Source organism: Glaciimonas sp. OK215 (assembly GCF_057787885.1).
Window position 1 is genome coordinate 6,241,614 of the sequence record NZ_CM173544.1, and the last position, 23,017, is coordinate 6,264,630.

The 23,017-nt window shown below is 56.2% G+C and carries 22 protein-coding genes; 10 read left to right on the forward strand and 12 right to left on the reverse strand.

Features of this window, described 5'->3' with window-relative positions:
* Positions 1-27: 27 nt before the first annotated feature.
* On the reverse strand, positions 28-801 hold the full coding sequence (locus tag AC3CHX_RS28880; protein ID WP_488631368.1) for an exodeoxyribonuclease III: 774 nt from the start codon (positions 799-801) through the stop codon (positions 28-30).
* Positions 802-1,175: 374 nt separating this feature from the next.
* On the opposite strand from AC3CHX_RS28880, the gene pyrE reads away from it, so the two are divergent.
* Positions 1,176-1,841: an orotate phosphoribosyltransferase gene (gene pyrE, locus AC3CHX_RS28885; RefSeq protein ID WP_488631369.1), complete on the forward strand. Its 666-nt coding sequence runs from the start codon at positions 1,176-1,178 to the stop codon at positions 1,839-1,841.
* Between the two features lie 41 nt (positions 1,842-1,882).
* Positions 1,883-2,572: a DUF4124 domain-containing protein gene (locus AC3CHX_RS28890; RefSeq protein WP_488631370.1), complete on the forward strand. Its 690-nt coding sequence runs from the start codon at positions 1,883-1,885 to the stop codon at positions 2,570-2,572.
* A 62-nt stretch (positions 2,573-2,634) separates the two neighbouring features.
* Here the strand turns inward: AC3CHX_RS28890 and gatB are convergent, their stop codons facing one another.
* The 4 genes from gatB to gatC form a co-directional block, all read right to left on the reverse strand.
* Complete coding sequence (gene gatB / locus AC3CHX_RS28895; RefSeq protein ID WP_488644961.1) at positions 2,635-4,098, reverse strand: Asp-tRNA(Asn)/Glu-tRNA(Gln) amidotransferase subunit GatB; 1,464 nt, start codon at positions 4,096-4,098, stop codon at positions 2,635-2,637.
* Between the two features lie 45 nt (positions 4,099-4,143).
* Entirely contained in the window at positions 4,144-4,662 is a 519-nt protein-coding gene (locus tag AC3CHX_RS28900) for a hypothetical protein (RefSeq protein ID WP_488631371.1), read from the reverse strand.
* Positions 4,663-4,682: 20 nt separating this feature from the next.
* Positions 4,683-6,149: an Asp-tRNA(Asn)/Glu-tRNA(Gln) amidotransferase subunit GatA gene (gene gatA / locus AC3CHX_RS28905; protein ID WP_488631372.1), complete on the reverse strand. Its 1,467-nt coding sequence runs from the start codon at positions 6,147-6,149 to the stop codon at positions 4,683-4,685.
* Positions 6,150-6,349: 200 nt separating this feature from the next.
* Positions 6,350-6,652, reverse strand: a complete 303-nt coding sequence (gatC, locus tag AC3CHX_RS28910; RefSeq protein WP_488631373.1) for an Asp-tRNA(Asn)/Glu-tRNA(Gln) amidotransferase subunit GatC — start codon at positions 6,650-6,652, stop codon at positions 6,350-6,352.
* 377 nt (positions 6,653-7,029) lie between these two features.
* Here gatC and AC3CHX_RS28915 point away from each other — a divergent pair, with 377 nt between their 5' ends.
* The 6 genes from AC3CHX_RS28915 to AC3CHX_RS28940 all read left to right on the forward strand — a co-directional run bounded on the left by AC3CHX_RS28915 (position 7,030) and on the right by AC3CHX_RS28940 (position 14,226).
* Complete coding sequence (locus tag AC3CHX_RS28915) at positions 7,030-8,073, forward strand: rod shape-determining protein (protein ID WP_488631374.1); 1,044 nt, start codon at positions 7,030-7,032, stop codon at positions 8,071-8,073.
* 171 nt (positions 8,074-8,244) lie between these two features.
* Positions 8,245-9,282 (forward strand): rod shape-determining protein MreC, encoded by a 1,038-nt coding sequence (mreC, locus tag AC3CHX_RS28920; RefSeq protein WP_488644962.1) that lies wholly within the window; start codon positions 8,245-8,247, stop codon positions 9,280-9,282.
* The gene (gene mreD, locus AC3CHX_RS28925; protein ID WP_488631375.1) at positions 9,279-9,791 is read left to right on the forward strand and encodes a rod shape-determining protein MreD; all 513 of its coding nucleotides are present in this window, start codon (positions 9,279-9,281) and stop codon (positions 9,789-9,791) included. The genes mreC and mreD overlap by 4 nt, the downstream gene beginning before the upstream one ends.
* Before the next feature lie 62 nt (positions 9,792-9,853).
* A complete protein-coding gene (gene mrdA, locus AC3CHX_RS28930; RefSeq protein ID WP_488631376.1) occupies positions 9,854-11,836 on the forward strand; it encodes a penicillin-binding protein 2 in 1,983 nt (660 codons plus the stop codon).
* 37 nt (positions 11,837-11,873) lie between these two features.
* Positions 11,874-12,986 carry a rod shape-determining protein RodA gene (gene rodA, locus AC3CHX_RS28935; RefSeq protein WP_488631377.1) on the forward strand — a complete coding sequence of 371 codons (1,113 nt, stop codon included), beginning with the start codon at positions 11,874-11,876 and terminating at the stop codon, positions 12,984-12,986.
* Positions 12,987-13,140: 154 nt separating this feature from the next.
* Positions 13,141-14,226 (forward strand): septal ring lytic transglycosylase RlpA family protein, encoded by a 1,086-nt coding sequence (locus AC3CHX_RS28940; protein WP_488631378.1) that lies wholly within the window; start codon positions 13,141-13,143, stop codon positions 14,224-14,226.
* Between the two features lie 39 nt (positions 14,227-14,265).
* Here AC3CHX_RS28940 and AC3CHX_RS28945 read toward each other — a convergent pair whose 3' ends face one another.
* The 7 genes from AC3CHX_RS28945 to AC3CHX_RS28975 form a co-directional block, all read right to left on the reverse strand.
* The gene (locus tag AC3CHX_RS28945) at positions 14,266-15,669 is read right to left on the reverse strand and encodes a hypothetical protein (RefSeq protein WP_488631379.1); all 1,404 of its coding nucleotides are present in this window, start codon (positions 15,667-15,669) and stop codon (positions 14,266-14,268) included.
* A gap of 136 nt (positions 15,670-15,805) precedes the next feature.
* On the reverse strand, positions 15,806-16,627 hold the full coding sequence (locus AC3CHX_RS28950; RefSeq protein ID WP_488631380.1) for a hypothetical protein: 822 nt from the start codon (positions 16,625-16,627) through the stop codon (positions 15,806-15,808).
* Positions 16,628-16,640: 13 nt separating this feature from the next.
* Complete coding sequence (locus tag AC3CHX_RS28955) at positions 16,641-17,396, reverse strand: C39 family peptidase (RefSeq protein ID WP_488631381.1); 756 nt, start codon at positions 17,394-17,396, stop codon at positions 16,641-16,643.
* A 133-nt stretch (positions 17,397-17,529) separates the two neighbouring features.
* Positions 17,530-18,342 (reverse strand): cell surface protein, encoded by an 813-nt coding sequence (locus AC3CHX_RS28960; protein ID WP_488631382.1) that lies wholly within the window; start codon positions 18,340-18,342, stop codon positions 17,530-17,532.
* Positions 18,343-18,467: 125 nt separating this feature from the next.
* Complete coding sequence (locus AC3CHX_RS28965) at positions 18,468-19,238, reverse strand: cell surface protein (RefSeq protein WP_488631383.1); 771 nt, start codon at positions 19,236-19,238, stop codon at positions 18,468-18,470.
* Positions 19,239-19,312: 74 nt separating this feature from the next.
* Entirely contained in the window at positions 19,313-19,945 is a 633-nt protein-coding gene (locus AC3CHX_RS28970; protein ID WP_488631384.1) for a hypothetical protein, read from the reverse strand.
* Positions 19,942-20,484 (reverse strand): hypothetical protein, encoded by a 543-nt coding sequence (locus tag AC3CHX_RS28975; protein ID WP_488631385.1) that lies wholly within the window; start codon positions 20,482-20,484, stop codon positions 19,942-19,944. The genes AC3CHX_RS28970 and AC3CHX_RS28975 overlap by 4 nt, the downstream gene beginning before the upstream one ends.
* 620 nt (positions 20,485-21,104) lie before the next feature.
* On the opposite strand from AC3CHX_RS28975, the gene phnC reads away from it, so the two are divergent.
* Positions 21,105-21,950: a phosphonate ABC transporter ATP-binding protein gene (gene phnC, locus AC3CHX_RS28980; RefSeq protein WP_488631386.1), complete on the forward strand. Its 846-nt coding sequence runs from the start codon at positions 21,105-21,107 to the stop codon at positions 21,948-21,950.
* 88 nt (positions 21,951-22,038) lie between these two features.
* A complete protein-coding gene (gene phnD / locus AC3CHX_RS28985) occupies positions 22,039-23,016 on the forward strand; it encodes a phosphonate ABC transporter substrate-binding protein (protein ID WP_488631387.1) in 978 nt (325 codons plus the stop codon).
* The last annotated feature ends 1 nt before the right edge of the window (position 23,017 follow it).

Consider the following 23,017-nt stretch of genomic DNA (forward strand, 5'->3'; position numbering starts at 1 on the left):
TCCTGCTTACATCATTGAATTTATCGCTCAGGCATCCGCATAATCGATCGTCAGCGGCGCATGATCCGAAAAGCGCTCATCCTTGTAGATGGCCGCCGCATGCGCTTTGGCGGCGATACCGGGGGTCGAGATGTGGTAATCGATACGCCAGCCGACGTTCTTGGCCCAGGCCTGGCCGCGATTGCTCCACCAGGTGTATTGCTCGGCGCGGGGATCGATTTTGCGGAACACGTCGACCAGCTCCACTTCATCGAACAGTTGGGTCAACCAGGCGCGCTCTTCCGGCAAAAAGCCCGAATTGTTTTTATTCCCTTTGAAGTTCTTCAGGTCGATCTCCTGGTGGGCGATGTTCCAGTCGCCACAGATGACGACTTCACGGCCGCTGGCTTTGAGTTCCTGCAAATGCGGCAAGAAGGCTTCCATGAAACGGAATTTTGCCAGTTGGCGCTCTTCACTGGATGAACCGGATGGGCAGTACAGCGAAATGACGGTCAGTTCGCCGAAATCACATTCGACATAACGTCCTTCGGCATCGAACTCAGGATTGCCAAAACCGATTCGTACCGCGTTCGGGGTGCGTTTGCTGTACAGGCCGACGCCAGAATAGCCCTTCTTTTCGGCGTAATGAAAATTACCGAAATAACCTGCCGGCGCCAGCATTTCAGGCGACATGTCCGGTTCCTGGGCCTTCAGTTCCTGCACGCAAATGAAGTCGGCGGATTGCTTGGCCATCCATTCAAAAAAGCCTTTTTTGGCGGCAGAGCGGATTCCGTTGAGATTGGCGGAGATAATTCTTGGCATAGTTGAAAGAGTCGAAATAAGTGCGTTAAAGGAAACAGCGAGGAAACAGCGAGGAAACAGCGAGGAAACAGCGAGGCAATAGCGAAGATACAACGAATCGATAGCCGCATTCGCAGACGCATTAGGATAACCGATTCGGCTGCGGCGGCCCATGCGCACGGCGGAGTGGGTTGCTGGGTGGAATGCATGTCCCGTGGGGGAGACGGTTGTGCGACTTTCCGATAGTTGTTGATGGCACAGTGCTTGCATTTGCTGCCTAATGACGTGAACACCATTTAAAATGACGGCTAGGCGTCGCTTTTCAGGGTCAAAGCGACAAAATTTGTCACCGCATGCGTTACCTTAATGGTCACATTCTTCGTCTGGAATATATTTTGAATAATTTACGTCAACAATTTATCGAGTTTTCGGTCGCCACCGGTGTTCTCCGATTTGGCGAATTCGTGACTAAGGCCGGGCGTACTTCGCCTTACTTTTTCAACGCCGGTTTGTTTAATGAAGGCGCAACGCTGGCGCAGCTGGCACAGTTTTACGCGCGTACCTTGCTGGACTCCGGTGTCGAGTTCGACATGCTGTTCGGGCCGGCTTACAAAGGCATTACCTTGGCCTCCGCGACTGCGGTAGCGATGGCAGCCGAGGGTCGGAACGTGGCGTTTTCGTATAACCGCAAGGAAGCCAAGGATCATGGCGAAGGCGGCACGATCGTCGGTGCCAAGTTGCAGGGGCGGGTGGTGATTATTGATGACGTGATTTCGGCCGGTACCTCGGTGCGGGAATCGGTCGCAATGATCCGCGCTGCCGGCGCCACGCCATGTGCGGTGCTGATCGCGCTGGATCGGATGGAGCGTTCGGGCAAGGACGATGCACTGTCCGCGCAATCGGCGGTGCAGGAAGTGGGGCGTGAGTTCGGTGTGCCGGTGATTTCGATCGGCAATCTGGACGACTTGCTGGAGTATATCTCGGGTGCCGGCGCCGACCCGCAGCTGGCGCAATACAAAGCCGCTGTGGCGGCTTATCGGACACGTTACGGCGTGGCCTGACTTTGCGGGCTGGTGTGTTGTATTAAATTGTGGATAAGTGCATGAATCGTCGCGTAAAAAAACATCTTTTGTTGCATCTTATGCAGCGTTGCACAAGCGTGCCCGGCTTGCCATCGCGCGCAGCTTTTACGTTGTTGTTGATTTCTGCGCTGCCGCTGCTGGCGCATGCGGAGATTTATTCATGCAAGGATAGCGCCGGACGCACCATCACCTCTGATCGTCTGACGCAGGAATGTGCCGACCGGGCGGTCCGGGAGTTAAGCAATACCGGCCTGGTCAAGCGTGAGATTCCAGCGCCGTTGAACGCCGAGCAAAGGCGCCAGTTGCAACTGCAAGAAGAAAAACGGCAGGCTGCCGCCGCCGCGCTGGAGCAGCAGCGCCAGCAGGATAGGGCGCTGCTGTCGCGCTATCGCAGCGAGAGCGATATTGCCACATCGCGCCGCTACTACCTGGACTTGTCGCAGGACATGATCAAACGCGATAAGGAGTGGATAGTGGATGCGGAAAAACAGTTGAAAGCGACGCAGGTCGAGACTGAATTCTATAAGAATAAAAAGCTGCCAGCGGCTTTACGCGTCAAGATCGACGATGCTAACCGGGCGATTCAATATGGCAGGAAAAACCTGAACGAACATCAGGTCGAGGCGGCGGGGATCAACGCCAAATTTGACGATATGTTGAAACGCTACCGTGATCTGACCCGCAGCCAGTCGAGCGCTGCCGATCGTTAAGCGCGTTGAAAGAATATAAACCAGGTCAGAAGGCATTGCGCTTTCCGACCTATAGCATTGCCTTAAGCGGTCAGTTTTTGCTTGAGCAACTCAGTCAGTTGTGCCGGGTTTGCCTTGCCTTTGCTGGCCTTCATGGCTTGACCGATTAGGGCGTTGAAGGCCTTTTCCTTGCCGGCGCGGAATTCTTCGACCGATTTGGCATTCGCAGCCAATACGTCGTCGACGATTTTTTCCAGTGCGCCGCTGTCGGAAATCTGTTTCAGGCCTTTGCTTTCGATGATCTCGTCGGCCAGCGTATCTTGTGCTGCCCTGGCTTCCCACATCGCTGCAAATACCTCTTTCGCAATCTTGTTGGAAATGGTGCCATCGGCGATACGCTGTAGCAGCAACGCAAATTGCGTGGCGTTGACCGGTGCGGCGCTGATGTCGACGCCTTCACGGTTAAGGGTCGAGGAGACATCTCCCATCAACCAGTTGGCGGCCGGCTTGGCTTGTTCTTTGCCTGCTTTGGCGACCACCGCTTCGAAATAAGCCGCCATGGCCTTCGATTGCGTCAATACAATGGCATCGTATTCCGACAGCGCGTAGTCGCGCACAAAGCGTCCACGCATCGCCGCCGGCAACTCCGGCATCGTCGCGCGTACGCGCTCTACCCATTCGGCAGCGATCACCAGCGGCGGCAAATCCGGGTCCGGGAAGTAGCGGTAATCCTGCGAATCTTCCTTGCTGCGCATTGAACGCGTTTCTTTTTTATCGGGATCGTACAGACGGGTTTCCTGGCGAATGGTGCCGCCGTCTTCGATGGTTTCGATCTGATTCCGGACTTCGTAATTGATCGCTTCTTCGAGAAAGCGGAACGAGTTCAGGTTCTTGATTTCGCGGCGTGTGCCGTATTCCTTTTGGCCGAGCGGGCGTACCGAGACGTTGGCATCGCAACGGAAAGAACCTTCTTGCATGTTGCCGTCGGAAATGCCCAGCCACATCACCAGCGCGTGCAATGCCTTGGCGTAAGCAACCGCCTCGGCAGCGCTGCGCATGTCCGGCTCGGTGACGATTTCCAGCAGCGGCGTGCCGGCACGATTCAAGTCGATGCCGGTCATGCCCTGATAGTCCTCGTGCAGCGATTTACCGGCATCTTCTTCCAGGTGGGCACGGGTCAATTGCACCGAGCGGACTTCACTCTTGCCATCTTTTTCGAGGACGAACGAGACCTTGCCGCCTTGCACCACCGGGATTTCAAACTGACTGATCTGGTAGCCTTTCGGCAGATCCGGATAGAAGTAGTTTTTGCGCGCAAAAATGGATTGCGCTGCGATCACCGCATCGACCGCCAGGCCAAACTGAATGGCGCGTTCGACCGCACCGCGATTGAGTACCGGCAATACGCCCGGCAGCGCCAGATCGACCGGACTGGCCTGGGTGTTGGGCTCGGCACCGAACTGGGTGGAAGCACCGCTAAAAATTTTAGATTTGGTCGAGAGTTGCGCATGCGTTTCCAGACCGATCACGACTTCCCACTGCATAATTTCCTCGCTTAGTTTTATGTGCGGATGCTGTCACATTACCCGCACTTACTCTTCATAACGGCAACTGCCGGTTTTTAAATCCACCGATAGTTCCGTAAAGTTTATTCTTGAACCACACAACACCGGGCAGCTCGGTTTGATACTTAAGGTGTCGCCATCGCGCTGCAGGCGGATGCTGCAATTCATGCCATGGTTGAAGAAATCGTAACCGCGTCGTTGCCGTGCCGCGGCTGCATCTTTCAGGGTGACGCGCCAGCTGTCTTTACCGCCGTCCCGGCTCGCTTCAACCACCGGCTCGTCGCTTTCGTCGACACTGCAATCGAAACCATGCAAGGTCCGGTATTGCGCGGACTCCCAGCGAAAAGCTTCCACCTTATTGCCATTCAAACGTATTTCACCACCGTCGGCGTAAATCACTTTTTCGCCATCTTCATCACGGGTCGCGTTGCAAACAAATTTGGTTTGCAATTGCTGCGCGTGCGCCGCCGTCGATAGCAGCGCCAAGCCTGGCAACAATACCATTGCATGCAGATAACGCAGGGAAAAGTGGCGGACGACGCGCATGGCCGGCTCTGTGGTTGCGGTTAGTCCGGCGTGCGCAGATGCCAGTCGGTCACGCGCTGATACTGATGCGCGACGTTGAGCAACCTGGCTTCGTCAAAATAATTACCGATGATTTGCAAGCCGACCGGACGGCGTGCATTCTTTTCTCCCTGACCGAATCCGCATGGAATCGACATGCCGGGCAAGCCTGCCAGGCTGGTCGACAGCGTGTAAATGTCGGCCAGATAGTTAGCCACCGGATCGTCGGCTTTCGCTCCCAGATCCCACGCCACCGTTGGCGATACCGGGCCCATGATGACGTCGCACAGGCGGTTCGGGCCGGTCAGCGCATTCTGGAAATCCTGCGCGATCAGGCGGCGAATTTTTTGCGCTTGCAAATAGTAGGCATCGTAATAGCCGTGCGACAGCACATAGGCGCCCACCAGGATGCGACGCTTGACTTCTTCGCCGAATCCCTCGGCACGCGACTTCTGATACATGTCGGCCAGGTCTTTGTAATCGGCTGCGCGATGGCCGTAGCGCACACCGTCGAAGCGGCTCAGGTTGGACGAGGCTTCGGCCGGTGCAATCACGTAATACACGGGAATCGACAGCTCGGTTTTCGGTAAGGAAATATCGACCAGGACCGCACCAAGTTTTTCATACTCGCCGAGTGCCGCACGCACGGCTTGCTCAACGTCCGGGGCCAGGCCGCTACTGAAATATTCGCGTGGAATGCCGATGCGCAAACCTTTGATGTCGTTGTCCAGAACGCGCGTGAAGTCTTCTTTTTGACGTTCCAGGCTGGTCGAATCGCGTGGATCAAAACCGGTCATGGCATTCAGCAACAGGGCGCAATCCTCTGCGGTTTTAGCGATCGGGCCGGCCTGATCCAGTGACGAGGCAAACGCAATCATCCCGAAGCGCGAGACACTGCCGTAGGTTGGTTTGATACCGGTGACGCCACATAGCGAAGCCGGTTGACGGATCGAACCGCCGGTGTCGGTTGCCGTGGCGGCCGGCGTCAAACGCGCGGCGACTGCCGCCGCTGACCCGCCCGACGAGCCGCCAGGAATCGCGGTTTTATCCCAGGGATTTTTGACCGGGCCGAAGTAGGAATTTTCGTTGGATGAACCCATCGCAAATTCATCGCAGTTCAGCTTGCCCAAGTGGACCATGCCGGCATTTTTGAAATGCTCAACCACGGTTGCATCAAATGGACTGACGTAGTTTTCCAGCATCCTGGAGCCGGCGGTTGAACGCCAGTCGCGTGTCACAAAAATATCCTTGTGTGCGATCGGCAAACCGGTCAATGGCGTGCTGTCATTTTGTGCCAGGCGTTGATCCGCGGCGCGTGCCTGCTGCAACGTTAATTCCGGATCGACGTGCAGAAATGCATTCAGATCACTTTGCTGGATACGCGCCAGAAACTGCGTTGCCAGTTCCACTGACGAAATTTTCTTTTCGTGTAACAGCGTCGACAGTTGTTTGAGAGTTTTGGTATGCATGTGATGGAAACCTGCGGGGTGAAGGTTGGATTGAATATCTTGCCGTACACGCACCAGTCGGGACTGGCCAGTGTCGCAAGTGTTCAACATGTCCTAAGGAATTCTGCCGGTGAGTGTTATCTAATTAACCCCGGCTTGCAATTTTATTCAATTTGGCGCTGGGTGAAACGACACCTCTTTATCCTATGTTTTATAGGCATTTATTCGATAACTTTCGGCACCAAATAGAGGCCGTCCTCGGTTGCCGGTGCGACGCGCTGATAATCGTCGCGGCGATTGGGTTCGGTCACGACGTCATCGCGCAGGCGCAGCGCCAGATCGGTCTGCAGCGCGGCAATGGGGTGGCTCAACGGCTCGACACCGGTGGTATCGACGGCGCGCAACTGTTCAACCAGGGAAAAGATGCCGTTAAGCTTGTCTAAGGTGGACGCGGCTTGGTCTTCGGTAAGCTCAAGGCGTGCCAGATTGGCAATGCGTTTAACGTCGGAAAGGTCTAGTGACATGATTTTTGGTGGCGCACCGGGCGCGGCTGAAAAGTGTTGTATGAAAATGCATTAATGTCGGTAAAAAATTCTTAAAACATTGTAAAAGGCAAGCATTTCTAGCCTTTTGTCGATCAATCTGATTCAAATTATAAGGTAGAATGTCGGGTCCATGCCGCATGTAGCAGAAGTGCAGCTTTAAAAACCGCAGTAAAACAGACCAGGTCGGACCGACGGTGTTGCAAATCCTGCAGCCGTGCCGAGGTGCAGTGAGCATCACAGATCCGGGATGGGGTCGTGCAGCAGGTTTTTAGAGGTCGCTGAAGTGGCCATGTGCAGACACTAGATACCCCCTATAAAACGCTTAGGCGCACCATTGTTGCGCATCAGGACAATTCATGTTTGGATTTTTACGCAGTTACTTTTCGAACGATCTGGCGATTGATCTGGGTACCGCGAATACGCTGATTTATGTACGTGACAAGGGCATTGTTCTTGACGAGCCGTCAGTCGTCGCAATCCGCCAGCAAGGCGGCCCCAATGGCAAGAAAACAATTCAGGCGGTAGGTCGGGAAGCCAAACAGATGCTGGGTAAAGTCCCTGGCAATATCGAGGCGATCCGGCCTATGAAAGACGGCGTGATCGCCGATTTCACCGTCACCGAGCAAATGCTCAAGCAATTCATCCGCATGGTGCACGACACCAAGATGTTCAAACCCTCCCCGCGCATCATCATCTGCGTTCCTTGCGGTTCGACCCAGGTTGAGCGCCGCGCGATTCGCGAGTCGGCACTGGGTGCCGGTGCTTCGCAGGTATTTCTGATCGAAGAGCCGATGGCAGCTGCAATCGGCGCCGGTTTGCCGGTTTCCGATGCGACCGGTTCAATGGTGGTGGATATCGGCGGCGGTACGACCGAAGTCGGCATCATCTCGCTGGGCGGCATGGTCTACAAGGGTTCGGTACGCGTTGGCGGCGACAAATTTGACGAAGCCATCGTCAACTACATCCGCCGCAACTACGGCATGCTGATCGGCGAGCAAACTGCAGAAGCGATCAAGAAGGCGATCGGTTCCGCTTTCCCCGGTTCGGAAGTCAAGGAAATGGAAGTCAAGGGCCGCAACCTGTCGGAAGGCATTCCCCGTTCGTTCACTATTTCCAGCAATGAAATTCTGGAAGCGCTGACTGATCCGCTTAACAACATTGTGTCGGCAGTCAAAAATGCATTGGAGCAGACACCGCCGGAACTGGGTGCAGACATTGCCGAAAAAGGCATGATGCTTACCGGTGGCGGCGCTTTGCTGCGTGATCTGGACCGCCTGCTGATGGAAGAAACCGGCTTGCCGGTGATTGTTGCCGAAGATCCGCTGACCTGCGTGGTACGTGGTTCCGGCATGGCGCTGGAGCGGATGGACAAGCTGGGTTCGATCTTCTCTTACGAGTAATTCACACAGATGACGCGTGCTGCCCACCTCCCGACTTCGGTTCTGAGGCCGGGCGCCAGTGGCTGGGCCGGGTGTTTCCGGACTCGGCCATTAGTGTTAGCTAGCGCGGTCGTGATGCACATCGTGATGCATATTCCCCAATCTTAGTAACTGATAAACCGTTTGCCATTGATGGAATACAGCCCGCCGCCACTCTTCAAGCAAGGCGCTTCGGCACGCGTGAAGGCGATCGTGTGCACTTTGCTGGCAATAGCGCTGCTGATCGCGGATTCGCGTCTGCATGCGCTGACACTGCTGCGGCAGGCCGTCGGCACAGTGCTTTATCCGGTACAAGCGGTGGCGCTGATACCGCGCGACGCTACCTTTCGCATGGTCGACTATTTCTCTTCGCTGTCCTCGGTGGAGAAAGAAAACCGGGAATTGCGCAACCAGCAGGCTGCGCGCGCGCAGCAATTGCAACAAGCCCAGTTGCTGGCGGCAGAAAACGCCCAGCTGCGCAAATTGCTGGGCGCACAACAGCAACTGCCGGTGAAATCCGTGATGAGCGAAATTCTCTACGATGCGCGCGATCCGTTCACGCGCAAGGTGGTGATGGATCGTGGCTCGCAACATGGGGTCCGGGCCGGTCAGCCGGTGATCGACGATGCCGGTATTGTCGGTCAGGTCACACGGGTGTTCCCGTTTACCTCTGAAATCACGTTGCTGACCGACAAGGATCAGGCGATTCCGGTGCAGGTGTTGCGGAATGGTTTGCGCAGCGTTGCTTATGGCCGTGGTCAGTCCGGGTTCCTGGATTTGCGTTTCATGGCGGCCAATGCCGATATTAAAAAAGACGACGTGCTGGTGACCTCCGGTATCGACGGTGTTTATCCTCCTGGTCTGGCGGTGGCGAAAGTGGTGCTGGTTGAAACCAAATCGGCCGACGCTTTTGCGCACATCGTTTGCGAACCGGCCGCAGGGATCGACCGGCACAAGCAATTGCTGATTTTGCTGGTCGATCCGAATCCGGCGCCACGTCCTGACGATGTGGTCAAACCAGGGAATGGGAAAGTCGACACCTTGAGCAAACGCCGTTTGACCGACAGCCCCAGAGAAAAGGCGCAAGAGGCGGCGAAAGAAGCCGACAAGGAAGCGAATAAAGATGCCGCGAAAAATGCCGCCCGGGTCGCCAACGCACCGCGCAAAAATCCGCAGGAGGGTACCCAATGAACCGTCCGCACTATATTTTATTGCCGGCTAATCCGCTGTTTATTGCGCTGACGTTGCTGCTGGCATTCTTTCTGAATTTACTGCCCTGGGGGCAATGGCCGGGCGTGCCGGATTTTGTCGCGCTGGTGCTGGTGTTCTGGAGTATTCATCAACCGCGCAAGATCGGTATCGTTATCGCATTCTGCATGGGGCTGTTGATGGATGTTCACGATGCAACGCTACTAGGGCAAAGTGCCTTGTCCTACACGCTGCTCTCGTATTTCGCGATCATGATCCATCGGCGCGTACTGTGGTTTTCGCCGCTGGGCCAGGCCCTGCACATATTTCCGCTGCTATTGTTGACCCAGGCGCTGCAGCTGGTGTTACGGATGATCATTAGCGGCAAGTTTCCCGGCTGGATGTATTTCAGCGAAAGCGTGATCAGCGTGCTCTTGTGGCCGCTACTGAGCTGGATGTTGCTGGCACCACAACGGCGAGCCATTAATCGTGATGACAACCGTCCGATTTAATTACCTTTGCCGGTTCGCGGCCTCGGCTACTCTCTGCGCCAACATCTGACGGCGCAATACCCATGACAGAATTTAAGAACACTGAACGCGAGCTACATAACTTCCGGATGCGGATCACCGCTGTGGTGGTGTTCGTGCTGTTTTGCTTTTCGCTCCTGGTGGCGCGTTTCATCTGGCTGCAGATCGTGCGTCATGAAACCTATGCGGCGCAAGCCGAGGAAAACCGGATTTCGTTAGTGCCGGTGGTGCCGAATCGTGGCTTGATCATGGATCGCAACGGCGTCGTGCTGGCGCGCAACTATTCTGCCTATACGCTGGAAATTACGCGCTCCAAGATCAACGGCAAGCTGGAAGACGTGATCGATGATTTGGCGAAGCTGATCGATATTCAGCCCAAAGACCGGCGTCGTTTCAAGAAATTGATGGATGATTCGAAGAGCTTCGCCAGCTTACCGATCCGGACCCGGCTAACCGATGAGGAAGTGGCCAGGTTTACGGCACAACGTTATCGCTTTCCCGGCGTGGATGTACAGGCGCGCCTGTTCCGAGAATATCCACTGGGCGACGTTGCTGCGCATGTGATTGGCTACATCGGCCGCATCAGTCAGAACGACGCCGACGCCATCGACGACAGCGACGACGCGGCCAACTACAAGGGCACCGATTACATCGGCAAAGAAGGTCTCGAAAAGAGTTACGAGAGCCAGCTGCACGGCACCACGGGTTACGAGGAAATTGAAATTTCGGCCAGCGGACGTGCCGTGCGCACCTTGTCGCGCACCTCGGCGACCCCTGGCAACAATCTGATTCTATCGATTGATATCGAGTTGCAGAAAGTGGTGCAGGAAGCGTTTGGCGATCATCGCGGTGCGCTGGTGGCGATTGATCCGGCTACCGGCGATATTCTGGCGTATGTGTCGCAGCCAACCTACGATTTGAATCTGTTTGTCGACGGGATTGACCAGCAGAGCTGGAACGAGCTGCTCAATTCGCCGGACCATCCGTTGATCAACCGGCCGATGAACGGCACCTATCCGCCGGGATCCACCTACAAGCCATTCATGGCACTCGCCGCGCTGGAGCTGGGCAAGCGCACGCCCCAGCAAGCCATTCGGGATCCGGGATTTTTCACGCTGGGCAGCCATCGTTTCCGCGATGACAAGGTGGGCGGGCACGGTGTGGTCGACATGTACAAGGCGATCGTCGATTCCTGCGATACGTATTTCTACATGGTGGCGAATGACTTGGGCGTCGATGCGATTCATGACTTCATGAAACCGTTCGGCTTCGGTCAGATCACCGGCATCGACCTTGAGCATGAGCGGCGTGGCCTGTTGCCGTCGACAGAATGGAAGCGCACTGCCTACAAGACAGCGGCGCGTCAGAAATGGCAGGCGGGCGACACCATTTCACTTGGCATCGGCCAGGGCTTCAATGCCTTCACACCGTTGCAAATAGCGCATGCGACTGCCACGCTGGTAAATAACGGCATCGTCATGAAGCCGCATCTGGTCAAGATTCTTGAAGACGGCGTCAGCCATCAGCATACCGAGACGGTGCCCAAAGAAAGTTTCCGGATTCCGTTGAAGCAGGCAAATATCGATGTCATCAAGCGCGCGATGGTGGGCGTTACCCACGAAGGTACTGCGGCCCGCGTATTTGCCGGAGCCGGCTACGAGTCGGGCGGCAAAACGGGTACTGCGCAGGTATTTACCATCAAGCAAAATGAAAAATACAATACCCATGCAGTGGGCGAACGCTTCCGCGACCATGCGTTGTACACTGCTTTTGCACCTGTCGACAAGCCGCGCATCGCCATCGCCGTGATCGTCGAAAACGGCGGCTTCGGTGCGGCGGCGGCAGCGCCAATTGTACGTAAGGCGCTGGATTACTATTTGCTGGGCAAGCGCCCTGGCGACAAGGATAAGCCTGGCGTGACCATGCCCGCATCGGATGAGCAGCCGGCGGCTGACGAGGTCAAGGCCGGGGCGGGCGACGATGAAAGCTACAAACCCGGCGCCGAAACTGCCGGCAATCGGGAGTGAAGCGCTGTCGCTTCTGTCCCCTATTTAGAACTAAACAATGAATCTGTCCGACAAACATTCCTGGTGGCGTCTGATCAAATCGCATGTTGCGATATTTGATGGATCCTTGTCGCTGATTATTTTTCTGATTTTGTCGGTCGGGATCGTGACCTTGTACTCGGCCGGGATCGATTTCCCGGGGCGGGTCGAAGATCAGCTGCGCAATATTCTGGTGGCGTTCGTGGTGATGTGGGTCGCGGCCAGCATACCGCCGCAAACCCTGATGCGCTTCGCGGTGCCGATATATAGCGTCGGCGTGGCGCTGCTGATTGCGGTGGCGCTGTTCGGGATAGTCAAGAAAGGCTCACGGCGCTGGCTGAATTTTGGGGTTGTGATCCAGCCTTCCGAGATTATGAAAATCGCGATGCCGCTGATGCTGGCATGGTACTTCCAGAAGCGCGAAGGCATGATCACCTGGCGCGACTACGCCGTTGCAGCGCTGTTACTGGTGGTGCCGGTCGGTCTGATTGTCCGGCAGCCGGATCTGGGTACCGGCACGCTGGTGCTGGCAGCCGGATTTTATGTCATCTTTTTGGCGGGTTTGTCCTGGCGTGTTCTGATTGGTCTGGCGCTTGCCGTCGGCGCCAGCCTGCCGGTAGTATGGACCGTGCTGCATGACTATCAGCGCCAGCGGGTGATGATGTTGATCGACCCGACTTCCGATCCGCTCGGCAAAGGGTTTCACATCATTCAGTCCACCATCGCGGTTGGTTCCGGCGGTGTGTTTGGCAAAGGTTGGCTGAAAGGCACCCAGTCGCATCTGGAATTTATCCCGGAACGCACCACGGATTTTATTTTTGCGGTGTTCTCGGAAGAATTCGGCCTGATCGGGAATGGCGTGTTGATATTCCTGTATATATTGCTGATCGGTCGTGGTTTGATGATCGCGGCCAACGCACCGACCATGTTCACGCGTTTGCTGGCAGGTTCCATCACGATGATTTTCTTCACCTACGCCTTCGTGAATATGGGCATGGTCAGTGGTATCCTGCCGGTGGTCGGGGTGCCGCTGCCATTCATGAGCTACGGTGGTACCGCCTTGGTGACGCTGGGACTCGGCGCCGGGATTTTGATGAGCATACAGCGGCATCGTAAATTAATTCAGACTTGATGTTTAGTTACGTAAACGATGCGGTCATCGACCGCAGTCGCTCCGCGGTTATTTTTGCTTTCTTGTGAACTTAGTCTGACCCGGCGTGATCCATAAACGTCCGCCTGTTTTGTTGTCGGCATTTATCCGATCCATCCGATTGCCAAGGAGCGTCATGTCATTTCGTAGCGTCAATTGCAACCATCGCAACCGATATTTCCACCTGCGCGGGCTGAGTTTGAGCGCGTTGGCGCCATTGCTGATTGTGGCCGGTTGCAGTACCACGCCGCCAGCGTCGGAATCGAACCCGGCTTCCGTGACGAAGAGCAAGCCATCGAAATCCGCTCGTACCACACCCGCACTGCCCGCCGCCGGTTCTGGACGCGGCGGCTATTACAAGGATGACGGCCCCGGTGATGATATTCCGGAAGGCTTGGAGGATGTCGCCGATGCGGTTCCCACCGTTGAGCCATATTCGCGTACCGGGAACAAGCCGTATGTCGTGTTTGGAAAAACTTACACGCCGCTGACCGCTGACCGGCCGTTCACCCAGCGCGGGATTGGTAGCTGGTACGGCAAGAAATTCCACAAGCAACGGACTTCTTCCGGTGAACCGTACGACATGTACAAGATGACCGCTGCCCACCCGACGCTGCCGATTCCCTCCTACGCCCGAGTGACGAATCTGAAGAATGGCAAGCAGGTGATTGTGCGCATCAACGATCGTGGGCCGTTTCACTCCAGCCGGATTATCGATTTGTCCTACACGGCGGCACTGAAGTTGGGTTATTTGGGGAGCGGTAGCGGTGAGCTTGAGGTTGAGCGCCTGCTGCCGGCCGACATCCTTGCGCTGAACAAGCAGCCAAAGAATGCCGCCCCCGGCGCGATCGAGAGTGCTTCCGCTGCGCTGACGCCCGGCGCCGCGGATAGCGTCATGCCGGAATCAAGACCGCTTCATGGGAAACTGCTGAGTCAGTTTAACGACGGCACCGAAACGCCGGCAGGAGAGCGGCTGCGGGATCCTGCGGCGCAAGGCTATTACCTGCAGCTTGGCGCTTTTTCCCGGCAACCGAATGCCGAGGTGGCGCGGCAACGGTTGTTGCAGCAATTACCGGACGTAGTGAGTTCCCTGGAGAATGTCGCGGTTGGCGGTGTCTATCGCTTGTATGCGGGACCGTTTACCAGCCGTGCGGCGGCGGAGGATGCTGCATTGCAGGTGCGGCAGCGGGCTACCGTGACGGTAATCGTAGTGCAGAGGTAACGACTATTCAGCGGGCGGCGATCGCTCATCGCCAGCCTGTCAGAACGAATACGGGAACTTGACCCCTACCGAGAAATTCGGTGCGTCCGGTGTCAAGCCGACTGACAGCGTACCGACCATGGTCAGGTTTTTGCTGAGCTGATTGGTCAGGCCGACGTTGAACGAGGCGGCGTTTTGATCGCTGCCGACTTGCCGTATCCATGCGCCGCCCTGTGCACGCAACGACGAATTCTTTTGGATGAGCTGTGAGTAGGCGAAACTCATCGACGATTTTTCATTCAGCGCCAACGCGAAACCTGTACCGAATGTCCATGCGTTGCCCAGCCTGACATCGCCGGCAACCGTGGTGCCGACCGTTGGCGACAAGTCGCCGACGCTGCGTTGCAAATTGTAGGTGTAGCCGAGGTTGGAGAACAGGACGATAGGGTCGTAGGTCTTCAATACGGACAGGCCGACCGAGGTGCTAAAGACGCCGTTGCCGGTAGGCTGTTTGGTTGGCACGACCAGATTGTTATTGTTGGGGTCGGTATTTTGCAGGTACTTGATGCCGAATGGCGAGACGCCGGTTGGTGCGCGCAGACGCACACTGGCAATCCAGTCGAGATCGTTCGGTGACGCTTTTTTGAACTGGTAATACACACCGGCATTGACGTCGCCGAGTGCTGTAGTGCTGTTGCGAGCGTCGCTGAATGCGTCGCCGGCGCCACCCGCGCCCGGGGAAATATAGTTCGAGCTGCGATACACCAAAGGCACGTTCAAATCGAGACTGATGCGATCGGTGACACTCCAGCGTCCGGTCAGATCGTATTGCAGCTGGTCGGTTTTGGTTTGTTGCAGGTTGATCTTGCCAAGTACGATGGCGTCGAGCGCCAGGAAGCCGCTGACGATCAGATTGCGCTTGTCGTAATGGGTGTAGGTCAGGCCCTGTTCAAACGAGAATTTGTTCTCGAACAGCGGGATGCCCTGGGTACTGGTGATGGCCTGCGCCTGTACTGTTGAGGTGCCGGCGCTATTGCCGGCTGTACCTGGCTGGGTCGGTTGATCGGTTGCGGCCGGGCTAGCCGGACCAATGCTGTCGGCGCCTGGCGTTGCGGCCTGAGCCTGGCCCGCTTGCGCCACCATGGCAAAGCCGGCGGGATTGGGTGCGGCACCGCCATTGACTTGGGCAATGGCTTTCGACAGCGTGGGATTTTCGGAAGGCACGCCGCGCCCGCGCACATGGGCGAGGCTGGCGTCAGCGGTGTGTTGCGCTATCTCGGTTTCCAATTTGGTGATGCGCGTTTCCAGGCGTTGAATCGTTCGCTGCTGCTGTTCGAATTTTTCCGTTAACAGACGCACTGTGGCAATTGTTTTATCAATATCCTCAGTGCTCGCACCCCATGCCGCCAACGGTAGCAGCCAGGTCGCGCAGGCCGCTACATTTACCATTTTCCGCGTATTCATGTTGCCCCATGTGTAGTTGTGTCAGGCAATCCCGACACATACAATGACTGAGTAGATTTTGCTTGTCAATTCCCCTTATGCATCTGTTGCGCATTGGTGGCATTGTCAGACCGTATTTTTATGTCCTGTCAGCAGATTATTTTCCCCGTAAGGCGTTGATTGCACTGCTAAATCCCTGCGCCGCCAGCTGGCTGCCGGTGAGCGGACGCATCTGGATCTGCAGTTGCATCTGGTTGATGATTTGCTGTTGATTCGCATTGATCTGGATACTTTGCTGCAGGTTACCCAGACCGGCTGCGTTAACTTGTTGCTGGGCGAGGCCGGCTCCCGGTACGCTGAGCGTCAGCTCGATACCGTTACTGCCGATATTGGCGCTGGCCTGGGCACCGTTAGCTGCGGTGTAGGTAGCGTTGGCAGCGCCATTGGCCGTACCGCTGTTGATGGCGGGGGTACTGCTGATATCGATGCCGGTGCTATTTACTGCGCCGTTGCCGTCACCGGCGATTTGTACCAGTTGCGAGACCCCGTTGACGCTGCGTATTCCGCTGCCGCCATACACGCTACCGGTAGTGACCGTCGGCGTAGCATTTTGCGGACCACTGATGCTGGCCTGCGTATGGATGCTGGACTGTGCCGGGTTGCTGCCGTTGGGCAAGGTGATCGAGACATTGGCCTTGCCTTGCAAATGCTGTCCGTTGGCCGTCTGCCAGCTCGACAGCATATTGATCGTCATGCCGACGACGTTGCCGGCAATGGTGAATTTGCCGGCCACGGCCGCCAGTTGCTCGTCATCGAGTAATTGCGCCTCGCCGCAACGGCCTTGCGCACTACATACCTTAAGCGTGCTGGCTTGACCGATGGCGGGCAATGCCAGTAACAGCGCCAGCGTCAGTCCGCTGGCAAGCCTGCCGGTCAATTGGCGGCTCTGGCAAACAAGATTGCCATGAAGTGCGCACATGATGCGTTCTCTCTTAAAAGGAATCCAGGCCGACTAAGCCGAACTCCTGTTGTTGTGGCAGTACGCGCGTTGCCAGCCCGGCCCGATAATGCGCTGCCACCGACTTGCTGGAATCGAGCAGCGGATTTTCCTGGCGGATGCCATCCCCTACGACCGCGAATACGATGCCGTTCCACGACGGCGTAAATTCTTCTAATGGCATTTGCCGATTGCCGAGCGCCGGATCGGCAATGTAAATGGTGTTGCCTTCAACATGTTTAATGACCACGAAGTGCGAATAACCGCGCACATTTTGTAACGCGATCACAGGAATTTTTATCGCCCGCAGACTATTCGCATCGATTTTATAGCCGCGTCCGCGCAGGCCGACGCGCTCGACATAGTTCTTCATGTCGAGTAAGGAAAAGCCACGCTGCTGAACTACTGCCGCATCGGTATGCTTGAGCATATCTTCGATGATCTCGTTTTCTCTTGTGGTGCTGCCGAACACGTTTTGCAATATGGTCGCGAGTGCAGCGGCGCCGCAAGTGAAATCGCGGTCCTGGCGCACCATGTTGTTGTAGCGCATGTCGCGCCAGGTCCGTACCGGCAGCTTCAGCTGGGTCAGGCCGGGCACTATGCTGCCGATGGCGACCGGCTTGGAGAATGCCGGGTCTGGGTCAGTCTGTTGAGCGAGATAGCCGGGAGCAGCCGTTTCATCGGCCATGGCAGCGCCTGTCAGCAACATTGCGGCACTACATAAACTGCTCATCAGGAGGCGCGTCAACATGATGTATCCGTTAGAAAAAAGTCCCACCAGCACTTGCGCGACCAAGTACCGGTGGGTAGGGAAACGGAACGTCGAGGACAACGTTCCGTCGATCAATCTATCTTGTCGCGATAGTGCTACACCAAGCTGCAAATCAAGGATGGCCACCAGCGCAACCGCAATTGCCGTTGGTTGGAGGAGTCACTGGTGCGCCACCTTGTGTTACCGAAATCGACAGGCTGTTATGTTGCAGGTTGCCGACACCGGCTGCAACGTTGGCGCCGGCATTGCCCTGGACGTGACCCAGTGCGCCGCTCAGCGTGGCCTCGTTAGCCACTCTCCAGGGATCATCCCCTGAAAAATTGATAGCGATCACTTGTTGATTCGAGCCGGTTGCCGTAGCCAAAGTACCGCTGGTGTTAACCGAAGCGGCCAGTTGGTTATCCTGCAGATTGCCTTCGCCAGCGGCGACGTTGGCGCCCAGATTGCCCTTCACACCGTTCAACGCATCATGCATGCCGGCGTTGTTTGGAGTGTGATGGGAGCTGCTTCCATTCACCCCGGTAATCTGCGTCGAGAATGTTTGCGCCGCTGCAAACACGACGCCGCCGTCGATCGCCGACAGTGCGACTTCGTTGTCTTGTGCGTTCCCGCTGCCGGCCGCCACGTTCAGGCCCAGATTGCCCTGGGCGCCGTTGCCGGACCCGTCATCTATCGTGGCGTAATTGGTGCCGAAGCTGGACCCAGACATGTTGCCGATGGCGAGTTGGCTATTCTCGGTAACGGCTTTTGATTCCGATGAGACGGGAATCTTGCCGAATACGTGCGCACTACCGTCGACATCGATGTCGTTGCTGATTATGCTGTGGTTGCCAATGAAGACAGAATTTGGCGGCGGGCCTGCCAAGGCAGCTGCCGAAGCGGTCGATAGCACCGCGGCAGCAACTGCAAGGTTAAAAATGCTCACTTTATCCCCCCTGAACGCCAGTCGCGAAATGCCTGCGCACCGCCAGCGCCACCTCTACAGAGTCCCCCCATCGAAGCGGCGTGGCGAATGTCGATTCCTGGTGCGTAGTCGTACTCCGATGATGGCTATTTACCTGAAGCGACTGCAATCGACAAGCTGTTGTGCTGCAGATTGCCGAAGCCGGCCGCTACGTTGGCGCCGATGTTGCCTTGTCCGCCTGCCAGTGCACCATGGCTAATCGAAGCGTCGTTGTCGACGTAGCTGTTGCTGTTGGAAATCTCGTTAAATGCGCTCACTTGCTGGTTCGAGCCGGTTGCCATAGCCAAAGTACCGCTGGTGTTGACCGAAGCTGCCAATTGGTTGTCTTGCAGATTGCCGGCACCTGCTGCCACGTTCACGCCGACATTGCCTTTGACACCTGCGAGAGAGTCGCTGATTTTGGCGTTGTTTTCGGCGTTACTTGAAATCATGCTGTTCACCACCGAAGTCTGGGTCGAGAAGGTTTGTGCAGCGGCGAACACCATGCTGGCGTCGATAGCCGACAGGGCGACTTCATTGCTTTGGGCATTGCCCGCACCGGCCGCAACGTTGATGCCGAGGTTACCTTGGGCACCATTGCCTGAACCGCTATCTACTTTGGCCTCATTCTTGCCACCTACGGAATAGGTGTTGTTGCCCAATGCGGATTGGGAATTGTCGAGAATTGCTTTTGATTCCGATCCGACATAAATCCAGCCGTCTACATGCACATCACCTTCGACTGCCACATCATTGCTGATGAAAGTGTGGTTGCCAATGAAGACAGGATTGCCTTGGTGGTCTTGTCCTCCCGCCAGCACAGCGCCGGAGAACGTGGTTGCCAGCATTGCTGCCAGGGTAAGTGGAACAAGTTTCATCACAACCTCCTTGAGTGTATTTCTATAGTGAGAGACTGACCATTTAAGACGGACTACGGACTGCTACGGCGGTACTACGGCACACTCACGTGGAGTATGAAAATATTGGCCGTGCTGTTCAACGACCCGGCCAACTGACTCACCTGAACGACGCCGCGCGCGCCGATGAAAGCCGAGTCGGCGATCTCCGCCTTCTTCCCCTTCGACGTCACGGTATCCACGGATGAACCATTCGGCAGCTGCGATGAAGCGCTGACCTGACCCAACTGGTCTATCGACACTTCAGAATGTGTTGCAACCGCCAGCGCCGCCATATTCACCTGGGTGTTCGCGCTGCCGCTTGCCTGGTTTACCTTGATCGCGCCGCTGGCGCCCTGGAACGCGCCGGGACCTATGCCAGTCAGTGCCGTGCCGGGTACGTTGGCATCGCCGGCATGGCTGAGCGCCGCTAGTTGTTTGCTGTACAGTTGCGCGGCACTCGGTGCGTCGCCTATCGCGATCGCGGTCATGTTGGCCTGCGCATTGCCATTCCCGGCACCCAGGTTGATGCCGATGTTGCCGCTGCTATGCGACAGCGCATTATCGGAAATAACGGTTTGCCAGAGCGGCACCGGCTGTACGAACTGGGCCTGGGCTGAAGCCGGGATCAGCAACAGGGGCGCCGCCAGCGCTGTCAGCGTGATGGAGAAACGGCGGGCGCGCATCATCTTGCGCCAGGCATGATGTTCGTCAGGCTGCTGAGCGGCGCCATGCCGCGCATGATCGCGCCAGCCACACCGCCGGTGGCGCCGCCAGCGCCGACCAGAACTTGGGGCACCGTGTTATCGATGGTCGAGGCGTTATTCCCCAGCGTGCTTGCCAATGAGCCTGTCATCGCACCGTTAGCGGCGGTTACGCCGTTCGCCGATTGACTTTGGCCATTCACGTTCCCCATCACCGCATCGCTGAGCGTTTCCGGTGCGGTCGAGACCTCGGTTGGCGTGCCGATATCGCCGATACGAAAGGCGTCGTGTGCCGGAATTGTGCGCAGGACTACAATGTGTCCGCCGGAGTCGTCCGCATGTGCGCGGAGCGGAAAAAACGCCTGTGACAGCAGCACTGCGCCGATCAGTAATCCAGTGATGAGATGCGTTTGATGGATATGACGGATATGACGGATCTGCGCGTTTTGCCGATTGGTTTTTTTATTCCAGGCATGGATCGTGCAGGAACAATCATCCATGCGCACGCGCTGTATCCGCTTCATGATTGCTGCCTCCCCGGCATCAATAACTTTTTTGCGACATTGTTCTTGAATCACCATATGCCGTATCGCAAAAACCATGCCAATCTCGCAATACGTTGATTTGCCGTACTAATTCCATTTGGCGGGGATTTTTTTGGCAACTTTCGGTCCGCGAGTGTTGCATTGACGATGCAAGGCAAGCTGCGTCAGATGCCGGTCTGCTGAAGCGCGTGTAGCGCTTTGGGGGATATGCAAGGTAGGGCTGGAACGGCCGACAAGGAAAAATGCCGGTGCTTTGCCAAGGCAGGAATTTTTGTCAAAAAACGTATCGGACGTGACACAGGAAAACTCCGCGATCTGCCATTGGGATCGGCTGCGATGCATTGCCGGCCGGCATTCTTCTTGTCGGTTTTGCCGCTACAGCAGGTAAAGCCGGGCGTTGGAGCGCTCCGCTACAGCCTGATTTTCAGCGCCACGTGCGACAAAAAATCAGGCAGTCCGCAAGTGTCACGTTCGCTTGCAATCGTGTTCTTTGTCGACAAAACACAATCTTCAATGTCACCGAAACGTCACGCAACGTTCACACGCCGGACATATTTGGTAGTGATACTTCGGCCATTCGTTGTTCTTGGGACTACGCAATGGTTGAAATTATTAGTTTGTCGAAAACATTCCGCGGCGGTTTTAAAGCGTTGAATCACGTCAGCCTGTCTTTCAAATCCGGAGAAATGGTGGCGCTGATTGGGGCTTCCGGTTCCGGCAAATCGACCTTGTTGCGTCATCTGTCCGGCCTGATGGCGGCCGATGCCGGTGGCGGTGAAGTACGCGTCGACGGTCAGCCGGTACAGCGGAATGGCGTGATCGATCGCAATATCCGCGCGGTGCGCGCCAACGTCGGGTTCGTTTTCCAGCAATTCAATCTGGTCGGCCGCTTGCCGGTGTTGACCAACGTGCTGACCGGCGGCCTGTCGCGCATGCCGCTGTGGCGCAGTTGCTTCAAAATCTTCAGCGCGGAAGAAAAAGCGCTGGGGATGGAAGCACTGGCGCGCGTGGGGATTTCGGACCACGCTTACAAGCGGGCCTCGGCCCTGTCCGGCGGTCAGCAGCAACGTGCTGCCATTGCCCGCAGCATCGTTCAAAAAGCCCGCATCGTACTGGCCGACGAGCCGATTGCATCGCTGGACCCGGAGTCGGCACGGCGCGTGATGCAAACACTGGCGGATGTCAACCGCGAGGACGGTACCACCGTGATCGTGTCATTGCATCAGGTCGATGTCGCCTTGCGTTTCTGCCCGCGCACGGTGGCGTTGAGCAAAGGCCGCGTGGTGTATGACGGTCCGTCCAGCGCATTGACCGAGCAAATGTTGCGCGACCTGTACGGCACCGAAGCCGAAGATATTTTAGGTGGATCGAACACCTTGACGCGTCCCAGGATCGATGTCCCGACCCTGTTCGATACGGCAACTGCGATGGCTGCGGTGGCCTGAAATTGCGTCGCCCGCAAGATGGTGTAAATGATGCAAGTTAGCTGACAGCAACAATCCCACTGTTTATCCTTCTATCAAGGTACTTATCATGTTTAAAAAAATCATTGCCGCCACCACGATGGCCTTTGCCGTGTTCGGCGCCGGCGCGGTGCATGCACAAGACGCTGAAAAGACAATTAACTTCGGCATCATCTCGACCGAATCATCGAAAAACCTGAAGCAGGACTGGCAGCCGGTACTGGATGAAATGAGCAAAAAGCTGGGTATGAAGGTGAATGCCTTCTTCGCGTCCGACTATGCCGGCATCATTGAAGGCATGCGCTTTGGCAAAGTCCAGATGGCGTGGTTCGGTAACAAGTCGGCGATGGAAGCAGTCGATCGCGCCGGCGGTGAAGTGTTTGCACACGTCGTCAATCCAGATGGCTCGGAAGGCTATTACAGCATGGTCGGCGTGCAGAAAGACAGCCCGATCAAAAGCATCGACGATGTCCTGAAAAATGCGAAGAACCTGAACTTCGGTATCGGCGATCCGAATTCGACCTCCGGCTACCTGGTGCCGAGCTACTACATTTTTAAAAAAAATAACGTCGACTCAAAGACCGCATTCAAAACCATTCGCAGCGCCAACCACGAGTCCAATATTCTTGCCGTTGCCAACAAGCAAGTCGATGCCGCCGTATTTGCTTCCGACACCCTGGATCGTATTACCGCGCGCCAGCCGGAGACTGCCGGCAAAGTGCGGATTGTCTGGAAATCACCGCTGATCGCCGCCGATCCGCTGGTATGGCGTAAAGATTTGCCGCCGGCAACCAAAAGCAAGATCAAGGATTTCTTCCTGAGTTATGGCAAGACGGGACCGAACGCCGCACAAGAAAAAGCGCAATTGGAAAAACTCCAATTCAGCGGTTTCAAAGATTCCAGCGATGCGCAATTGAAGCCGATTCGTCAGCTTGAATTGTTCAAGGATAAAAGCAGGATTGAAGCCGACAGCAACCTGAATGTCGATGAGAAGAAGGCCAGGCTGGACGACATCAACCGGCAACTGAACGCACTGGCAAAAGCGTAAA